This window comes from Pseudohalioglobus lutimaris, from assembly GCF_002866825.1.
In the GTDB taxonomy this organism is placed as follows: domain Bacteria; phylum Pseudomonadota; class Gammaproteobacteria; order Pseudomonadales; family Halieaceae; genus Halioglobus; species Halioglobus lutimaris.
The window spans coordinates 295,658-312,819 of record NZ_PKUS01000002.1; the positions used below are offsets into that span (position 1 = coordinate 295,658).

The 17,162-nt window shown below is 57.6% G+C and carries 19 protein-coding genes; 15 read left to right on the plus strand and 4 right to left on the minus strand.

Going from position 1 to position 17,162, the window contains the following annotated elements:
- Positions 1 to 625 precede the first annotated feature (625 nt).
- The 4 genes from C0039_RS03570 to C0039_RS03585 all read left to right on the plus strand — a co-directional run bounded on the left by C0039_RS03570 (position 626) and on the right by C0039_RS03585 (position 3,880).
- Positions 626 to 907: a type II toxin-antitoxin system TacA family antitoxin gene (locus C0039_RS03570; RefSeq protein WP_101517264.1), complete on the plus strand. Its 282-nt coding sequence runs from the start codon at positions 626 to 628 to the stop codon at positions 905 to 907.
- Positions 908 to 1,426 carry a GNAT family protein gene (locus tag C0039_RS03575; protein ID WP_101517265.1) on the plus strand — a complete coding sequence of 173 codons (519 nt, stop codon included), beginning with the start codon at positions 908 to 910 and terminating at the stop codon, positions 1,424 to 1,426. It abuts the gene before it with no gap.
- 410 nt (positions 1,427 to 1,836) lie between these two features.
- Positions 1,837 to 3,165 carry a 30S ribosomal protein S12 methylthiotransferase RimO gene (gene rimO / locus C0039_RS03580; protein WP_101517266.1) on the plus strand — a complete coding sequence of 443 codons (1,329 nt, stop codon included), beginning with the start codon at positions 1,837 to 1,839 and terminating at the stop codon, positions 3,163 to 3,165.
- A 7-nt stretch (positions 3,166 to 3,172) separates the two neighbouring features.
- Positions 3,173 to 3,880, plus strand: coding sequence for a 16S rRNA (uracil(1498)-N(3))-methyltransferase (locus C0039_RS03585; RefSeq protein WP_076000485.1), 708 nt, complete (start codon positions 3,173 to 3,175; stop codon positions 3,878 to 3,880).
- On the opposite strand, the gene C0039_RS03590 is transcribed toward C0039_RS03585, so the two are convergent.
- Positions 3,877 to 6,342 (minus strand): TonB-dependent receptor, encoded by a 2,466-nt coding sequence (locus tag C0039_RS03590; protein WP_101517267.1) that lies wholly within the window; start codon positions 6,340 to 6,342, stop codon positions 3,877 to 3,879. The genes C0039_RS03585 and C0039_RS03590 overlap by 4 nt on opposite strands.
- Before the next feature lie 110 nt (positions 6,343 to 6,452).
- Between C0039_RS03590 and C0039_RS03595 the strand changes: the two genes are divergently transcribed.
- On the plus strand, positions 6,453 to 6,995 hold the full coding sequence (locus C0039_RS03595) for a CBS domain-containing protein (protein WP_243391545.1): 543 nt from the start codon (positions 6,453 to 6,455) through the stop codon (positions 6,993 to 6,995).
- A gap of 21 nt (positions 6,996 to 7,016) precedes the next feature.
- On the opposite strand, the gene msrA is transcribed toward C0039_RS03595, so the two are convergent.
- On the minus strand, positions 7,017 to 7,673 hold the full coding sequence (msrA, locus tag C0039_RS03600) for a peptide-methionine (S)-S-oxide reductase MsrA (RefSeq protein ID WP_076000483.1): 657 nt from the start codon (positions 7,671 to 7,673) through the stop codon (positions 7,017 to 7,019).
- Between the two features lie 216 nt (positions 7,674 to 7,889).
- Here msrA and C0039_RS03605 point away from each other — a divergent pair, with 216 nt between their 5' ends.
- The 5 genes from C0039_RS03605 (at position 7,890) to htpX (ending at position 10,801) form a co-directional block, all read left to right on the plus strand.
- Positions 7,890 to 8,081, plus strand: coding sequence for a hypothetical protein (locus tag C0039_RS03605; protein WP_076000482.1), 192 nt, complete (start codon positions 7,890 to 7,892; stop codon positions 8,079 to 8,081).
- A gap of 31 nt (positions 8,082 to 8,112) precedes the next feature.
- Positions 8,113 to 8,799 (plus strand): hypothetical protein, encoded by a 687-nt coding sequence (locus tag C0039_RS03610; protein WP_076000481.1) that lies wholly within the window; start codon positions 8,113 to 8,115, stop codon positions 8,797 to 8,799.
- An 8-nt stretch (positions 8,800 to 8,807) separates the two neighbouring features.
- On the plus strand, positions 8,808 to 9,521 hold the full coding sequence (locus C0039_RS03615; RefSeq protein WP_076000480.1) for a DnaJ domain-containing protein: 714 nt from the start codon (positions 8,808 to 8,810) through the stop codon (positions 9,519 to 9,521).
- Between the two features lie 73 nt (positions 9,522 to 9,594).
- On the plus strand, positions 9,595 to 9,915 hold the full coding sequence (locus C0039_RS03620) for a hypothetical protein (RefSeq protein ID WP_076000479.1): 321 nt from the start codon (positions 9,595 to 9,597) through the stop codon (positions 9,913 to 9,915).
- A 4-nt stretch (positions 9,916 to 9,919) separates the two neighbouring features.
- Complete coding sequence (gene htpX / locus C0039_RS03625) at positions 9,920 to 10,801, plus strand: protease HtpX (RefSeq protein ID WP_076000478.1); 882 nt, start codon at positions 9,920 to 9,922, stop codon at positions 10,799 to 10,801.
- On the opposite strand, the gene C0039_RS03630 is transcribed toward htpX, so the two are convergent.
- Positions 10,802 to 11,515 (minus strand): hypothetical protein, encoded by a 714-nt coding sequence (locus tag C0039_RS03630; protein ID WP_076000477.1) that lies wholly within the window; start codon positions 11,513 to 11,515, stop codon positions 10,802 to 10,804.
- Positions 11,516 to 11,646: 131 nt separating this feature from the next.
- Here C0039_RS03630 and C0039_RS03635 point away from each other — a divergent pair, with 131 nt between their 5' ends.
- Together C0039_RS03635 and C0039_RS03640 are read left to right on the plus strand one after the other, a co-directional pair.
- Entirely contained in the window at positions 11,647 to 12,363 is a 717-nt protein-coding gene (locus C0039_RS03635) for a DUF1499 domain-containing protein (protein ID WP_101517268.1), read from the plus strand.
- Positions 12,364 to 12,372: 9 nt separating this feature from the next.
- Entirely contained in the window at positions 12,373 to 13,425 is a 1,053-nt protein-coding gene (locus C0039_RS03640) for a S1C family serine protease (RefSeq protein ID WP_076000475.1), read from the plus strand.
- Positions 13,426 to 13,437: 12 nt separating this feature from the next.
- Here C0039_RS03640 and C0039_RS03645 read toward each other — a convergent pair whose 3' ends face one another.
- Complete coding sequence (locus C0039_RS03645; RefSeq protein WP_076000474.1) at positions 13,438 to 14,187, minus strand: SDR family NAD(P)-dependent oxidoreductase; 750 nt, start codon at positions 14,185 to 14,187, stop codon at positions 13,438 to 13,440.
- 251 nt (positions 14,188 to 14,438) lie between these two features.
- Here C0039_RS03645 and C0039_RS03650 point away from each other — a divergent pair, with 251 nt between their 5' ends.
- Genes C0039_RS03650 through C0039_RS03660 form a run of 3 tightly spaced genes read left to right on the plus strand, consistent with a single transcriptional unit; the run spans position 14,439 to position 17,159 of the window.
- Positions 14,439 to 15,653, plus strand: a complete 1,215-nt coding sequence (locus tag C0039_RS03650) for an acyl-CoA dehydrogenase family protein (protein ID WP_101517269.1) — start codon at positions 14,439 to 14,441, stop codon at positions 15,651 to 15,653.
- 9 nt (positions 15,654 to 15,662) lie between these two features.
- The gene (locus C0039_RS03655) at positions 15,663 to 16,802 is read left to right on the plus strand and encodes an acyl-CoA dehydrogenase family protein (protein ID WP_101517270.1); all 1,140 of its coding nucleotides are present in this window, start codon (positions 15,663 to 15,665) and stop codon (positions 16,800 to 16,802) included.
- 15 nt (positions 16,803 to 16,817) lie between these two features.
- The gene (locus C0039_RS03660) at positions 16,818 to 17,159 is read left to right on the plus strand and encodes a nuclear transport factor 2 family protein (RefSeq protein WP_076000472.1); all 342 of its coding nucleotides are present in this window, start codon (positions 16,818 to 16,820) and stop codon (positions 17,157 to 17,159) included.
- Positions 17,160 to 17,162: the final 3 nt, after the last annotated feature.

Genomic DNA, 17,162 nt, shown 5'->3' on the forward strand with positions numbered 1-17,162 from the left:
AAGGCAGCATACCAGGAGGTGCTCTCCCCGGCCTGCTCGTCCGGCCGGGACGAAATGTACCACCCCTTAATAACTTCCTGTAAAAAGCCATTCTTAAGGAGCCGTTCTCGGTGAGTGCGGGTCAAGTCTCTGGAGCGGATGGCAACAACCCCGCGGTCCTGGAGGTCTTTCAAGCTCTCCAGGGACTCTGCCAACTTTTCAGATGGGGTAGCCATAGCCAAACCTCTCGTTTGTCTCTTACCATATTTCGCCTATTGCGTTGTACTATTATTCGCTTATTGCGTCAATCTATTATTCGCTTAATCTGCTGTTCCACTGTACGCATATCATGCTTTCAGGTCTTTTTTTTGAGCTGCTACATGGAGAAAATCAACGGAAATGCTCGCCAGGAAAAGCGGACTTTAAATTTTACATGAATTTGAATTATTTACTTTTAATTCAATAGCTTATTGAATTATTCAATATTCAGGATATACCCTATAATCTTGAATTTCTTAGACGCAGTATGGGCAAACATGCACTAAGTCAGCAATGTGTATCGAAATCACTCACTACGCTTTCAATGTACGGCAGATTGCCGTACGATATCCCCGTCTGTATTGCAGATGATCATTAGGAGTAAGACATGGCTACAGCAGCACGCACTGAGCGCCTCGATATGCGAGTGGATTCAGACACCAAGCAATTGGCTGAACGGGCATCCGCGGCGGCCGGCTATGCCTCTCTCACGGATTTCGTGACTCACCTCATCCGCGAAAACGCACCTGAGATCCTCAAGCAGCAAACCACAATTGACCTAACCAACCAGCAGTTCGATAGCTTCATGGCCGCCTGCATGGATGAAACTTCTGAACCCAGCCCCCGTATTCTCGAAGCCGCCAAGAGGCTCGATGAAGAGGGCTTCTGATTGGCAATTCAGCAGGAGTTTGGTGCCCTCAATCCGTCCTACTTCAATGTAAAAGCCTTTGATTGCGGCAAGCCCGATATGAACACCTATCTGGCCCGCTTCGCCGCCAAGAATATGGGCTTAAAGCTCAGCATGACCTGGGTGCTACCCGGTGAGGAACCGGTCGCGGGACAGAAAACGCCGGTCGCCGCTTACTACACCCTGGCTTCCTGCACTGTGACCAGGGATGAAATTCCCACAGATGACCGTTTGCCTGGTTACCCGGTTCCCGTGGTATTGCTGGCCAGGCTGGCGGTCGATCAGCGATTCCAAGGACAACGTCTTGGGGAGAAAACGCTGGTGTCCGCACTCCGCCGAAGTGTCACCCTGACAGAGCGTGGATTGCCGGCAATGGGATTAATCCTCGATGTGCTGGACGAAGACGCACTGGCATTCTATCAGCGCTTCGACCTCTTCAAGCCCTTCACCGATGATCCGATGAGATTGTTCGTGCCTATGAAGGTGGTAGCGAAGATCTAGGGTACTTCACACACTGTGCGGTAGTGTCCTGGTCCTCTACTTTTGAAACTCGTGCATATCCAATAATCATAGGTCCTCCGATTTGAGTAATGGAGTGCCAAATGATTTTAGATCGCAACAGGATTTCTCTATCCGTAAGTCTAAGATTGTCCGTAGGCGCTAAACCGTTGCATAAGCGAGCATTATTGCAATAGTGCAGGGCCACATATCATGTTTCATTGCGATGCAGAGCGAAATGAGGAATGGATCGATTTTCGCCACATAGGAGTATCACGCTGTAACTGTTTCGCGAATGCACAGCTCGTGGAAAATAAAGTCCCCCATCAGCCCAAATATGGCCTGAATTCGATGACGCCCTCGGTGGCCAATCACGGTACAATATTCTTTCTCACAAGCATAAAGCCCCGCACATGACTGACTCCCCTGACAGGCAAAAAGTCGGATTTATTAGCCTCGGTTGCCCAAAAGCACTGGTGGACTCTGAGCGCATTCTCACCCAGCTGAAAATGGACGGGTACGACATCGTTCCCAGCTATGAGGGCGCAGAGGTAGTAGTGGTCAACACCTGCGGCTTTATCGACAGCGCCAAACAGGAGTCCCTGGACGCCATCGGTGAAGCCATAAGCGAAAACGGCAAAGTGATCGTGACCGGCTGCATGGGTAAGGGCGATGACGCGCAAGCGATTCAACGATTACACCCCAAGGTGTTGAGTGTCACCGGGCCCGCCGCTTACGAGGAAGTTGTCGGTGCCGTGCATGAGTTTGTGCCACCGACATTGATACACGACCCCTATACTGACCTGGTACCCCCCCAGGGCGTAAAACTGACACCTCGTCACTATGCCTACCTGAAAATTTCTGAAGGTTGTAACCATCGCTGCAGTTTCTGCATCATCCCCGATATGCGCGGCGACCTGGTCAGCCGGCCCATCGGCGATGTAATGGAAGAGGCCGAAAGACTGGTTCGCGCCGGCGTGCGCGAATTGCTGGTTATCTCGCAGGACACCAGCGCCTATGGTGTCGATACCAAATTTCGCACTGGCTTCTGGAATGGACGCCCCATGAAAACCCGCATGCAGGAACTCTGCGAGGCATTGGGGGAATTCGGCATCTGGGTGCGCCTGCACTACGTGTACCCCTACCCGCATGTGGACAAGGTCATCCCGCTAATGGCCGACGGCAAGATTCTTCCGTATCTGGATGTCCCCCTGCAACACGGCAGCCCGGAGGTACTCAGGCGCATGAAAAGACCGGCGGCGGCTGAGAAATCCCTGGAACGCATTCACGCCTGGCGCCAGGGCTGTCCCGACATCACCCTGCGCAGCACCTTTATCGTCGGCTTTCCCGGCGAGACTGACGCAGACTTCGACACCCTGCTGGACTTCCTGGAACAGGCCCAGCTGGACCGTGTGGGCTGTTTCCAGTACTCGCCGGTGGCCGGGGCAAAAGCCAACGACCTCCCTGATCATGTACCGGATGACGTCAAGCAGGAGCGCTGGGAGCGTTTTATGGCGCTGCAGCAGGAAATCAGCGCGAGCAAGCTACAGGACAAGATCGGCTCGACCATTGAAATACTCATCGACGAAGTCGATGAGCAGGGTGCGGTGGGACGCTCCAGCGCAGATGCTCCAGAGATCGACGGCAAGGTTTACCTGGACGGCGCCAGCGGGCTTAACCCTGGCGACATGGTGGAAGCCGAGGTGACCGGCGCAGACGAATACGACCTGTGGGCAGGCTGAGTAACCTGTGAACCTGCTGCTGTTTGCTGCTCATGAGCGTAATGCAGAGGGCCTGGTACGCATCGAAGATGGGCGCCTTGTTCACCTGCGCGAGATCATTGGCAAGGGCCAGGGCGACAGCCTCCGAGTAGGTGAGATCGGCGGTGACATGGGCGAAGCCGAAATCGTGAGCATGGATGAGGGCCATGCGCTACTGCGCCCGCACTTACACACCCCTCCCCCGGTAAAGCTGCCGCTGACACTGGTGCTGGCGCTGCCCCGGCCGAAGATGCTCCGGCGTATACTGCGCACGGTGGCCGAACTGGGCGCAGCCGAACTACACCTGATAAACAGTTACCGGGTGGAAAAAAGCTACTGGCAATCGCCTGCGCTGCAGGAGGATGTCATTCGCGAGTATTTGCTGCAGGGACTGGCGCAGTCACGTGACACCCGCCTCCCCGCCGTCCGCTGCCAGCGGCGATTCAAGCCTTTCGTGGAAGACGATCTGCCGCTACTTGCAGAGGGAAAGCAGGCATTACTTGCTCACCCGGGACAATACCCTCCCTGCCCTCGCGGCGCGCAGGGTGCAACGCTACTAGTGATAGGTCCAGAGGGAGGCTTCATTCCCTACGAAGTGGAAAAGTTACAGACAGCGGGCTGCGAGGCGGTCAGCCTCGGCCCGCGCATACTGCGAGTGGAAAATGCGGTCAGCAGCCTGATCGGCCGCCTGTTCTAGAAACGGTACTGTACTTCAGCGCCGTACATACGCGGCGGGTTGGCTACCGTACCGCCATTGCCCTGCGATTCCACCAGAGCGCCACCGCCGATGATGTGATCTTCATCGGTCAGGTTTGTTCCCCACAACGCTGCCGTCCAGTCGCCATCCGGGGAGAACCAGGTAATACGGGTGCCCAGATCAAACTGTTTGTCTTCAAGCCACAGGCCGCTGCGGCAACTGGCTGAGTCAAAGCAGTAATCGATGTCGAACTTCCAGCTGGCCTGCACGCGCGGCTCCACCAGCCCCCAGGGCGACTGCCAGCTGTATTGCACGGCCAGCATATAGCTTTCTTCCGGCAGGCGGGGCAGGTTCTCATCGGAGCGGTCATTGGGACACTCGTCCACATTGATTATCGAGAGATTGGTGCGCGTACAACCGGCGGGGGTTTCCGGCGTGGTACCCACCGTCAGTTGCACATCATCAAACTCTTCAATGTCACCGTCGTTGACCGCAGCATTAAACGTGATCAACCAGTTCTCACTGGCCAGCCAGGTCGTTTCCAGTTCCACGCCCTGAATGGTAGAGGACTTGGCATTAATGGTGGCGGGAGCAGGTGAGCCGGTTGCCGGGTTTACGACCAGCGTGGTGAGCTGGCGGTTGGTGTAGTCCATGTGAAACAGAGCGCCGTTCACCCTCAGGCGCCGGTCCAGCATGTCCAGTTTGAAACCGAACTCAATATTTTCTACCTCCTCCGCGTCAAACTCTTCAATATCGCCACCCGGTGCTTCAGACAGCCCTCCGGACAGGAAGCCTTCACTGTAGGTCAGGTAAAGCGAACCGTTATCGACAACACCGCCCTCTCCAAACAAATACTGGATACTGCCCATAGGCGTGACATCGCTGTTGGAGACGTTGCCAGAGGGTGCATCGCCTGTGATGAAGTCAAAGCTCGGGTTGTACAGGAAACCCGGGCGACTGACCACGTACAGGCCGCCCCCAACAGGAATGACCGGCCCGCCGTTGGCGTCGAGGGTGGCAGGGTCAGGCGCGAACACCTGACGCGTGAAGTCCCGCTCTTCATCTGTGTAGCGCAGACCTGCCGTAACTCGCCAGTGTTCGTTGAACTCCCATTCCACCTGGCTGAAAATTGCCCAGGCCTCGTTTTCCGCCTCTTTCAGGTTCGCCGTGGTGTTGAGAAAGATCAGCCCACTAACGGCAGGGTCATAGGGGCCAAGCAAATTAACTGTTCGACGATTGTCGGACTCCTCACGAAACCAGTAAGCGCCAGTCACGTACTGCATGCGGTCATCAAAGGCGCTGCCAATAAGTTTCAGTTCCTGGCTGTACTGGTCTGTTTTTGCTGGCGTACTGAAAGGGTGCACCGAATTCGTACGATGCAGGAAAGGCAGTCCGGTGTTATCGATATCGTCATTCTGCTCGGCTTCGGTGTAGCGCCAACCGGTAGTGCTCTTGAGGGTCAGGTCATCGTTCACGGCCCATTCAGCGGTGAGCGAGACGCCCTGGTTTTCCGCCTCATAAGTAGAACCCAGGTCGGAGATAACCTTGCGTGGATCGCCGCCGCCGGCATTCGCACCGTCCAGGCAAAAGTCAGCGTAGCTGCGGCCGGTGGAGGGAATCACCGCCAGGGTGTCGAACAAGGCCTCCTGCCAACCGACGTAACCGGGAACCTTTAAACACTTCTGGGGACGAGCAGTCTGGTCGGTCTGGGCCCAGATTACATTAAGGTCCAGAGTGAGGTCCTCGGTGGCCAGCCAGCGCGTCTGCCACATCAGACTCTGGCGATCTTCGTCTATATAGTCCTCACCATCGAAAAGGTTTTCAACATAACCATCCCGGGAGCGGTGGGTCGCCGATAGTCGGGTAAACAACGAGTCGGTCAGCGGCACGTTGAGCATCAGGTCGCCATCGAGGCGATCGTAATTACCTGCACGCAGGCCCACCATACCCTCAAACTCATCCTGCGGTCGGTTGCTGGTGAAGACCAGTGCGCCACCAGTCGTATTCTTGCCAAACAACGTACCCTGGGGACCCCGTAAAACCTGCACGGATTGCACGTCATTGATGTCCAGCAGCGCCCCATCGGGTCGCCCTACATAGACATCGTCCATGTAGATTCCAACACCTGAGTCGATATTCGCTCCCGAGTTGCGCTGCCCCACACCGCGAATGTAGATGTTAGCCAGACCGGCATTCCCGTTGCCGGCCGCAACTTCAATATTCGGTACAACCGTGTTTATGTCCGAGAGATTTCTGACGCCTTGTTCACGCAGGGCTTCGGAGCTCAGAGCGGTAACCGCGACAGGTGTTTCCTGCAGGCTCTCTGCGCGTTTGCGCGCGGTAACAATAATCTCTTCCAGCACAAGGTCCTGGCCGATTGCAGTAGCACTGAATACCGGAAATGAAGATGCGGGAATGCAAACCGCAAGAACACACTTGCGAAACAACGTTTTCGCGTACATAAACACCTCAAATATTATGGTTATTTTATAGACGACAAAGCATCCCGGCTTTTTTAGCCGAACCAATTTTATACGCTTAACGGAGCATAGCCTCAAGAAGTAATTTGACGGTGATCAAGGCAATAAATGCGCTGGAGGTTATTGTGGTCCTGCATTTGGACAAACACATACAAGAGGACTTCAGCATGCTGAGCGTTGCAGAAATCATGACAGCACAGCCACACACCCTCGGGCCTGACGACAGCCTGACACAGGCGCGGATGATGATGTCGGAGCAGCATATTCGACACATTCCCGTAGTCGATAAAACAGGTACTCTGGTGGGAGTGGTGTCACAGCGCGATGTGCTTGCCGCGGCCGACTCCAGCGTGTTACCAGACCAAAAGGCGCATGAAGAAGAAGAGCGTTACGTGGCCCTGTCCGCCATTATGACCACGCCTGTACAGACCGTTGAGGAGACCGCCGACCTGCGCGCCACCGCCATGCATTTGCAAAGCAATCGCCTGGGCTGCATGCCGGTGATGCGGGAGGGCAAGCTGGTGGGCATTATTACCGACTCTGATTTCGTCACTATCGCCATTAACCTCATGGAACAATTGGAGCAGGCAGAGCCAGAGGACTACGACGATGGCTTTAACGACGGGGAAATCTAGACGCCGCTTGCGCCGTTGTCGTCAACTGGTCACCAGCCCGACCGGGCAGCTCACACCCGTTCCGCCAAGACCACAGTAACCTCCCGGATTCTTGGCAAGGTACTGCTGGTGATACTCCTCAGCAAAGTAAAATGTTTCCGCAGGCACTATCTCTGTGGTGATCTCACCCAGCCCGGCTCCGGTCAGGGCCTGCTGAAACGCCAGCTTTGATTCATCCGCCAGCCCCTGCTGCACCTCATCGTAAACATAAATGCCGGACCTGTATTGCGTGCCCAAATCATTACCCTGGCGCATGCCCTGAGTGGGATTGTGGCCCTCCCAGAAAACTTTCAACAGTTCCGGGTAGGTCACCACGGCGGGATCAAACACTACACGCACCACCTCATTGTGGCCCGTCTTTCCCGTGCACACCTCCTGGTAGGTGGGATTTGGGGTGAGTCCGCCAGCATAGCCTGCAGCCGTGCTGTACACGCCCGCCAGCTTCCAGAACACACGCTCCACACCCCAGAAACAGCCCATACCAAACATGGCAAATTGCATTTGCCCGGGGAATGGACCCTCCATGGGGTTGCCGTTAACAAAGTGAGCAGCCGGCACGGGGATCGCTTGATTGCGGCCGGGAAGAGCCGTTTGCGCGTCTGGCATGCTGCGTTTGCGCCGAATATCGAACAGGGACATAGTTAAAAAGCCTTTTCAGTGAACTTGCAATCCAAAATACAGTCGATACAGTAGACACGTGTCCGGGTGGAAAATTCAAGCTCCCGCGACACACCCGCCAGCACACCAATTTCATATCTGTGTCATAAATACGGATTAGGCTCTCATCCAGATGAATTAGTGATGTCACCGAGCTGTGCCGTCTGGCGGCATATAACAACGAAGAGTGAGTAAACAATGCAAGTAACAGAATTCAACCCCAGTGAGCTCTGCAGCCGCAAGCTGTGGCAACTGGTTAACGATGAAGATAGAGAGGGCGTGGACCGATATCAATTACAGCAGGCCATCGAAGAACTGGCCAGCCGTCGCCACTACCTGGCGGAATTGACGCGCACAGGTAAACTACAGAATCCTATCCACAAAAACTGATTAATGCGCCCCCGGGGCGCGATGCCCGGACATGAGCAAACTACCCGCCCGCCAATCAACCAAATCGGAAGTCGACAGTTTCCTGACCAGGAAAACTGCCATCAGCACCGTCAGGGACCAGCAACCCCGACTGCTGTTTTGTATGGACGCCACCGCCAGTCGCCAACCCACCTGGGACCGTGCCTGCCACCTGCAACGGGAAATGTTCCTGGCCGCCAACAAGGGAACCAGCCTGTGCGTGCAGCTTTGCTACTTCCGCGGTTTCAACGGCTTCCACGCGGGGCCCTGGACCAGCGACTCACAGCAACTGGCCAGGGACATGGGCCGTGTCTACTGCGAGGGGGGGCAAACCCAGATTCAGCGCATCCTGCGTCACGCATTGACCGAGCACGGCAAGAAGCCAGTGCAGGCTGCGGTTTTCATTGGTGATGCCATGGAGGAAAAGGCAGACACACTTTGCCAGCTTGCAGGCGAATGCGGAATCCACCGACTGCCGCTGTTTATTTTCCAGGAGGGGCAGCTTGCCGATGCCGAGCGCTGCTTTCGCAAGATGGCGAAGCTGAGCAAGGGCGCCTGGGCCAGCTTCGATCACAGCAGCGCCGATACCCTCGCAGCCCTTTTGGGCGCTGTCGCCTCCTATGCATCCGGCGGCCTGGCTGCACTTGAACGACAGCGTACCCGTGGTGCTAAACTGCTGCTTGAACAACTCAAAGACTGAGGGCCAACGTGCCGAGACTGATACTGCTGGCGGCGATCGCCTTCGTTCTTTACATCCTCTTTAAGCGGGCCCAGGCGGCGCCGCCTCACAAGCGACGCGGCGAATTCATCAAACTGGCCCTGGGTATCGCCGTGGTCAGCGTTATCCTGCTTGCGCTGGCGGGTAAGATGCACTGGATAGGCGTGGCCCTGACCGGCGCATTGGTCGCGCTGCGCGCACTAGGCCCAACCCTGATTCGGTTTTTCCCCCTGCTCGCGAGCAAACTGGGCCAGTCCCAGGGAGCCAGCGCCGGTCAGTCTTCCACCGTGGCCACCACTATTCTGCGCATGCAACTGGATCACGAAAGCGGCGACCTGTCAGGAGAGGTGTTAGCCGGGCGTTTCGAAGGGTGGCGCCTGCAGGATATGGATCGATCACAGCTGGAGGAACTTTTTGCCTACTGCCAGCGCGAAGATGCTGATTCAGAGCGCCTTCTGGACAGCTATCTGCAGCAGCGCTTTCCGGGCGAGACAGACTTCGGTGCAAATCAGTCACCACCAAACAATGACAATGGCATGACTCGCAAGGAGGCACTGGCAATCCTGGGCGTGAACGAGGATGCCAGCGAAGAAGATATCGTTGCGGCTCACCGCAAGCTAATGCAAAAAATGCATCCTGACAGGGGGGGCAACGATTACCTTGCTGCCAAAATCAACCAGGCCAAGGACCTGTTGCTGGGTTAGGCAGCAGCGCTTCTTGGCAGGACAGGGGCAAGGGCTTACACTGCCCGCGTTTATTTCAGGAAACCTGTTCGCCATGACTGACGTTTATGTAATCCGCAATCAGCTCGGCCACTACTGGGGCAAGAGCAAAGCCTGGGTCAGCGGCAGTGAGCCCAAAAAGGTCTTGCGCACCAAACACGAGGACGAAGCCGTCAATACGCTGTTCGAGCTGTCCAGCAAGGACGTGGAACTACGCGGCGCTGTAGTCAGCGCCGAACTGTCGGAGCGCGGTGAGCCCATCGTAGAAGTCAGTGCCGTACCCCTGCCCTCTGCGGAGGATGATATTGAGGCCGGGGAACCTGAAGCCATCGTCGAAGTCGAACCAGCGCCTACCCTACAACCGGAGACAAACTGAGCCCATGCGCATTCTGCTGTTTCTTGCCACCAATATGGCGGTGCTGGTTCTGGTCAGCATTGTTTTCAACCTGCTGGGACTGGAGGGCATTCTCGCCGCCAACGGCGTGGACCTCAACCTGAAGAGCCTGCTGATATTCTGCGCCCTGTTCGGCTTTGGCGGTTCCCTTATATCCCTGCTGCTGTCTAAATGGATGGCAAAACGCGGCACCGGCACTCACATTATTACAACGCCAGCCAATCGCGATGAGCAATGGCTGGTCGATACGGTGCGCGAGTTAGCCGAAGAAGCCGGGATAGGCATGCCAGAGGTGGGCATTTTTCCCTCTGAGGCCGCCAATGCCTTTGCCACAGGCTGGAATCGTAACGATGCCCTGGTGGCCGTCAGCGCAGGCCTGCTGCAGCGCTTCCGCCCCGAGGAAGTGCGCGCGGTGATGGCCCACGAGATTGGCCACGTGGCCAACGGCGACATGATTACCCTTACCCTGATACAGGGTGTGATCAATACGTTTGTGATGTTCTTCGCGAGGATAATCGGTCACACCGTGGACCGGTTGGTCTTCAAGACCGAGCGCGGCTATGGCCTGGGCTACTACGCCGTGACCATCGTCGCTGAACTGGTGCTGGCTTTCCTGGCCAGCATGATCGTCTTCTGGTTCTCACGCTGGCGGGAGTACAGGGCGGATGCCGCTGGCGCTGCCCTCACCACCAACGCACACATGATTGCGGCGCTGCAGCGTTTGCGCGCGGAACAGAATCTGCCGCAGGACTTGCCTGGTGAGCTCACAGCCTTTGGCATCAGCGAGCAGCTCAAGCAGGGCGTAGCGGGCCTACTGCGCTCGCACCCACCGTTGGAGGAGCGCATACGCGCACTGCAATCGGCTTGATCACCCTATCGATTTGAGCAGGTATTCACTCATGGGGATGACGTCGATACGGTCGAAGTCGATAAACCGCGAGCAGCTCTCAATCATCGCATTGGCGTGCGCACGCAAACCCTCATCGTCGCCCTCCTTGACGTTATAGAACGCATAATCCGAGGCCATGGCTTGCGGCGGGAAGTGCTCCTCGATCATCGCATCCAGTGGCGCTGCCGCATAGCTCAAACCGCGCACGATGACATTCTGTCGATAGCCGAAGGTAGACTGGGTGTCTATGGCCACCGAGGTGTGCAACCCCTGCCAGTTAGCCAGCCACTCCTGCTCGGACAGGCGCTGTGGACGCTGCAGAAATACGACATGACACATGCCGTACCCCCGTTCCCCCACCGCCGGTGGGTGCTGCGTATTCACAATGGGTTCGGACTCGGTGACCAGGTAGCAGCTGTGGCGAGTCGCCAGGGTATCCAGCAACGCTTCCAGCGCTGCACGCTGCTGCGCAGCGGCGTCCAGCCAGACAGAAACCATCGCGTCCGGTAATGGTCGGGTCGCCGCCATGCGCCGCCCCTGTCCGGCGGCAACCGCACTGTCCGCCACCGCCAGCCGAAGACCGCGCACACCAGGCAACCCAATCATGTCGTCTCCGGCTGCCAGCAGATTGTCCCGGAAGGCGTCCGCGTCCAGTGCATCAGACTTCCACAGGGGGTAAATCAGTTTTTCCACGTTGTTTTATCCTTGATTTTGTCAGTGGCGGCCTCAAGTAAAACAAATACGCCCGCGCCGCTCAATGGATCGCCTCGCGCCAGGAGCCCGGGGATAGTATTCTTGTACTCCAGGCTGAATAGGAACGCGCAATGAGCACCCATCAATCCACACCCGGGCTGGTAAACTGGGTAGGCTACCTCGCCATTACCTTGTTGGTAACCCTGCCCCTGGCAGTCCTCACCGTGCGCTCGGGTGCATGGCAGCAGGGCCTGCTGGTTTACGCAATCAGCTGCCTGGGAGCGGCTGTGCTCCTGCTGCTGGTAGCACTACTGATGGCGCTGCCGAAATTCGCACCCTGGCGCGGTGCGCTGGCCAAACGTGCGATATTCGCCCTACCCGGGGCCCTGTTGTTGCTGTCCATGCTGGGCGGCGGCAACTATCCCGCGATTCACGACATCTCCACGGATACGGAGGACCCGCCAGTATTCGTCGCCGCGCCGAAACAACGCGGCGATGGGAGCAACAGCCTGGACATCGAACCCGCGACCCTGGAGGCGCAGAAGGCCGCTTACACTGACCTGGACACGCTGGTCACCCCTGCATCGATTGAAGACGCGTTCATCCGGGCGAAGGAGACCTCGCTGGCACTGGGTTGGGATATCTATCACGAGGACCTGAGCGCCGGCATCATCGAAGCGGTTGATACCACCAGGATCATGGGCTTTCAGGATGACGTGGTGATACGCCTGCGCACCAATGCTGACGGCACCCTGATTGACCTGCGCTCCGTATCCCGGGTAGGCGTCAGCGACCTGGGGGCCAATGCCGCGCGTATCCGCCGCTTCGTGGAAGCGTTTCCAGGATAGGTCACCGCTATGCGCTGCTGCCTCCTCACCTTTTGTTTGGTCCTGCTCTTACCGCTGGTGGCCAGCGCTGAAGACAGGGACTATCTCAGCTTTGCCACTGAGGATGAGGCCAACACGACAGAGATTTTCGGCAAAGCGAGCCCCTCGGTCGTCTATGTCACCAACACTGCATTGCAGCGCGATCTTTTCTCGCGCAACGTTCAGGAGATTCCACGCGGTTCCGGGAGCGGGTTTGTCTGGGACGACTCAGGATTGATCGTTACCAACTTCCACGTCATAGCGGGCGCGCACAGGCTGATTGTCACCCTCGCGGATCAGCGCGAGTTCCACGCCGAGGTGATCGGCGTTGCGCCGGAGAAGGACCTGGCGGTACTGCGCCTGAAGGAGCCCCCCGATGACATTCAAAGCCTGCCACTGGGCGACTCCTCGGAATTATCTGTGGGGCGCAAGGTGCTGGCTATTGGCAACCCTTTCGGCCTGGATACTACACTGACCACGGGTATCATCAGCGCGCTGGGCAGGGAAATCCGGGCGCCCGGTGGACGCACCATACGCGGCGTCATCCAGACCGACGCGGCCATCAATCCGGGCAATTCCGGCGGCCCACTGCTCAACTCTCTGGGGCAACTGATTGGTGTTAACACGGCGATCTATAGCCCCAGCGGGGCCAGTGCCGGCATCGGTTTCGCTATACCCGTTAATACCGTGAAGGACGTGGTGCCTCAATTAATCGCCTACGGCAAGATGCTCAACCCCATTATCGGCGTGGAGCTGGCCAGTGACAGCTGGATACGCCGCTACCGCATCACCGGGGTGCCCATTGTGCACGTCTATCCGGGCCTGCCAGCGGCGCAAGCGGGGATGACGGGAGCCAGACGCATATCACGAGCGAAAATTGAGCTGGGCGACGTCATCATCCGCCTGGACGATCGCGACATCCGCTCCAACGACGACTACCTCAGCGTCATGGAGAGGCGCAAACCGGGCGATACGGTGACCATTCGCACACGCCGCGACGACCAGGAAATGGAATTTCGAGTCAAACTGGTGGAGTCCCAGTAAGCGTGCGGCCCGTCAGGAAAGCGTGCCGCCGTCCACGCGAATATCCTCGCCGGTGATATGGGCGCCATCTGCAGAGATCAGCATGGCGATAACACCCGCCACCACTTCCGGCCCCCTGGCGCCGGTTAGCGATGAAATACGTGACATCAGGCTGAAATCCATGGTCTCGGGAAAATCCACTTTGCTGGTCATACCGGTCTTGATGTCCCCGGGACACACGCAGTTCGCGCGCACACCGCGCTTGGCATATTCCACGGCAACACTGCGCGTAAAGGCAAGCACACCACCCTTGCTGGCGGAGTAGGCCGCACCACAGGGAAGCCCGGACAGGGCAGCGGTGGAGGCCGCATTGACGATGCTGCCTTTACGCTCAATAAGGTAAGGCAACACCTCGCGGGTTAACAGCATAGTGCCGGTCAGGTTAATATCGATGACGCGCTGCCACTGGGCCAGTTGCATCTCCCCGGTGTCCTCAAAGCACAGCACCCCGGCCATATTGACGACGGCATCCACGCCGCCGAACTTTTCCACGCAAGCGGCCACACAGCCCTTGATCGAGTTCTCGCTGCTGATATCGCAGGCGTGGGCAGCGGCCTGCCCACCCTCCGCTTTGATATCAGCGACCAGGCTATCCAGCGCATCACTATCGATATCCACGCACCATACCGACGCGCCTTCAGCGCTTGCACGCAAGGCACTGGCCCGCCCTATTCCGTTGGCTGCTCCGGTTACCAGAACAGTCTTTCCCACCAGACGCTGCATTCTCTTTCCCTTTTATTATCAGATACTTGAATATGCCCAGCTCCCTCAGCCAGGTCAAATGCTGCGGTATGGTGCAGTAAACCTCAGAACCCCAATTAAGGCAGCCGCCCGGGCTGTCCCATATTGTCATCCGGGCTGACTTATTAAGCCATTGCCATCAGATGGCACGGGAGTACCCTTACCGAACTTCAAGCGGGGACCAAGCGCGCATACACTTGCCCTGCCCTCGGTAGATCACATCCGGAGAGCCTATGACCGCCCCCATCAGGAGAGACGTTTTGCAGGACCTCGAACAGTTTCGCAGTGAAGCTCGCCAGTGGCTTGAAGCCAACTGCCCAGAGTCACAGCGCCAGCCCATGACCGCAGCGGATCAGTACTACGGCGGACGTAACGCTGAGTACCCCAGTGCCGATGCGCAGCTGTGGTTCGAGCGCGTGCGAGACAAGGGCTGGATCTGCCCTGAGTGGCCCACCGAGTATGGAGGCGGCGGCCTTAGCGCCGAGCATGCGAAGATCATCAAGGAAGAGATGAAGGCGATCCGCGCTCGCACACCACTCTACAGCCTTGGCATCTGGATGCTGGGCCCTGCACTACTGGAATTTGGCAACGAGTCACAGAAGCAGCAGCACATCCCCGCAATCATCAACGGGGAAATACGCTGGTGCCAGGGTTATTCCGAGCCCGGCTCAGGGTCCGACCTGGCCAGCCTGCAATGCAAAGCCGAGGACCAGGGCGACCACTTCCTGGTAAATGGCAGCAAAATCTGGACGACCGGAGCCGATAAGAGCGACTGGATTTTCTGCCTGGTGCGCACCGACCCTGATGCCAAGAACCAGGAGGGCATCTCCTTTCTGCTGGTCGATATGGACGATCCCGGTATCAGCACCACACCAATCGCATTGATCAGCGGTGAGTCCGAGTTCTGCCAGACCTTCTTCGACAATGTGAAGGTACCCAAGGAAAACCTGATCGGCGAACTCAACCAGGGCTGGAGCGTGGCCAAGGCACTGCTGGTGCACGAGCGCAAGCTGATGTCTGAACTCGGTAGTGAATCGCCACGCGAGATACTGGTGCCCAGCGTCGCTGCCCGCCAGTATCTTGAGCTGGACGACGGCAAAGTGGTGGATGCCCAACTGCGCTCCGACCTCGTCGACTACGACATGGAGATGCATGCCATCGGACTCACGCACTTCCGCACTTTTGAGGAAAAGCTCGCGGGCGTGCGCAGCGCCGCACCTCTGGTCATGAAATATGTGGGCACAGAGGCAGAGAAAACGAAAAGTGAATTACTGCTGGCAATCCTTGGCAGTCAAGGCCTGGGCTGGGAGGGCGAGGGCTTTAACCGCGCCGAACTGGATACGTTGCGCCTGTGGGCCATGTCCAAGGCGATGACCATCGCCGGCGGCACCTCGGAAATCCAGCTCAACGTGATTGCTAAAAACATCCTGCAACTGCCCCAGTCTTAGGAGTAAAGCATGGCTCTGGTATTGAACGAAGAACAGCGCTTCCTGCAAGACAGCGCCAGGGAATTTCTCGCTGCCAACGCACCCGTGGAATCACTGCGGACGCTGCGTGACGACCGCGATGCCCTGGGGTACTGTCCCGAGACCTGGCAGAAAATGGCAGAACTGGGCTGGGCCAGCATTATCCTGCCGGAGGAATACGGCGGCCTTGATTTCGGCTTCACCGGCCTGGGCGTGGTAATGGAAGAGGCCGGACGCACGCTCACCGCTTCGCCTTTATTCGCCTCTGCGGTGGTCGGCGCCTCCGCGCTGCTACTCGGCGGCAGTGAACAGCAGAAGACCGACTTACTGCCCCGAATCGCGGCCGGCGAACTCACCCTGGCACTGGCACTGGAAGAATCACAACACCACCGCCCGACACACATCACCACCACAGCACAAGCCAATGGCGATAGCTTCGTAATCAATGGTCGCAAGACCTTCGTCATCGATGGACACAGCGCCGACCACCTGCTGGTGGTGGCCCGCAGCAGTGGCGAGAGCAGGAGTCCACAAGGCCTCAGCCTGTTCCTGGTACCCCGCGAGGCGCCAGGCGTCAGTGTGCAACGCACCATCATGGCCGACAGCCGGAATGCAGCAAACATTACCCTGGAAGGGGTTGAGGTGAATGCCGGGGCACTTGTAGGCACCCTGGAAAACGGCTGGGAAGTGCTCGAGCCCGTACTCGACCGCGGCCGAGTAGCCCTGGCTGCAGAGATGATGGGCCTGGCACTGGAGGCGTTCGAGCGCACGGTGGAATACCTCAAGGAACGCGAGCAGTTCGGCGTGCTCATCGGTAGCTTCCAGGCACTGCAGCACCGCGCTGCGCACATGCAGGCGCAGTTGGAACTGTGTAGATCGGTGGTACTGCAGGCACTTTCCACTGTAGATGACGCACCGGAACAGCTGCCCCTGCTGGCCAGCCTGGCCAAGGCTAAGCTCAATAAGCTGGTGAAGCTGGTGACCAACGAGGCAGTGCAAATGCACGGCGGCATTGGCGTTACCGATGAGTTTGAAATAGGCTTCTTTCTCAAGCGCGCCAGGGTCGCCATGCAGATCTTCGGCGATACCGGCTTTCACAAGGACCGCTACGCCACCCTGTGTGGCTACTGACAGGACAACAAGACAATGGACAACGCTGCAAAAATTGCTGTAGTTAAGCGCTATGTGGAAGCCTTCGACAAGGCAGATCTGGGTATTATTCGCGAGATGTACGCCGACGATGCGACCGTCGAGGACCCGGTCGGCAGTGAGCCCCATGTCGGCATTGACGCGATTCTCGGCTTTTACGAAGGCGCTCTGGCGAGCGGTGCCAAACTGGAGCTGACCGGCGATGTGCGCTGTGCGGGAAACACGGTCGCCTTCCCTTTCAAGGTGATCATGCCCGGAATGGAAATATCACCGATCGACGTATTCGAATTCAACGCGGATGGCAAGGTGCAGTCCATGAAGGCCTACTGGGGAATGTAACAT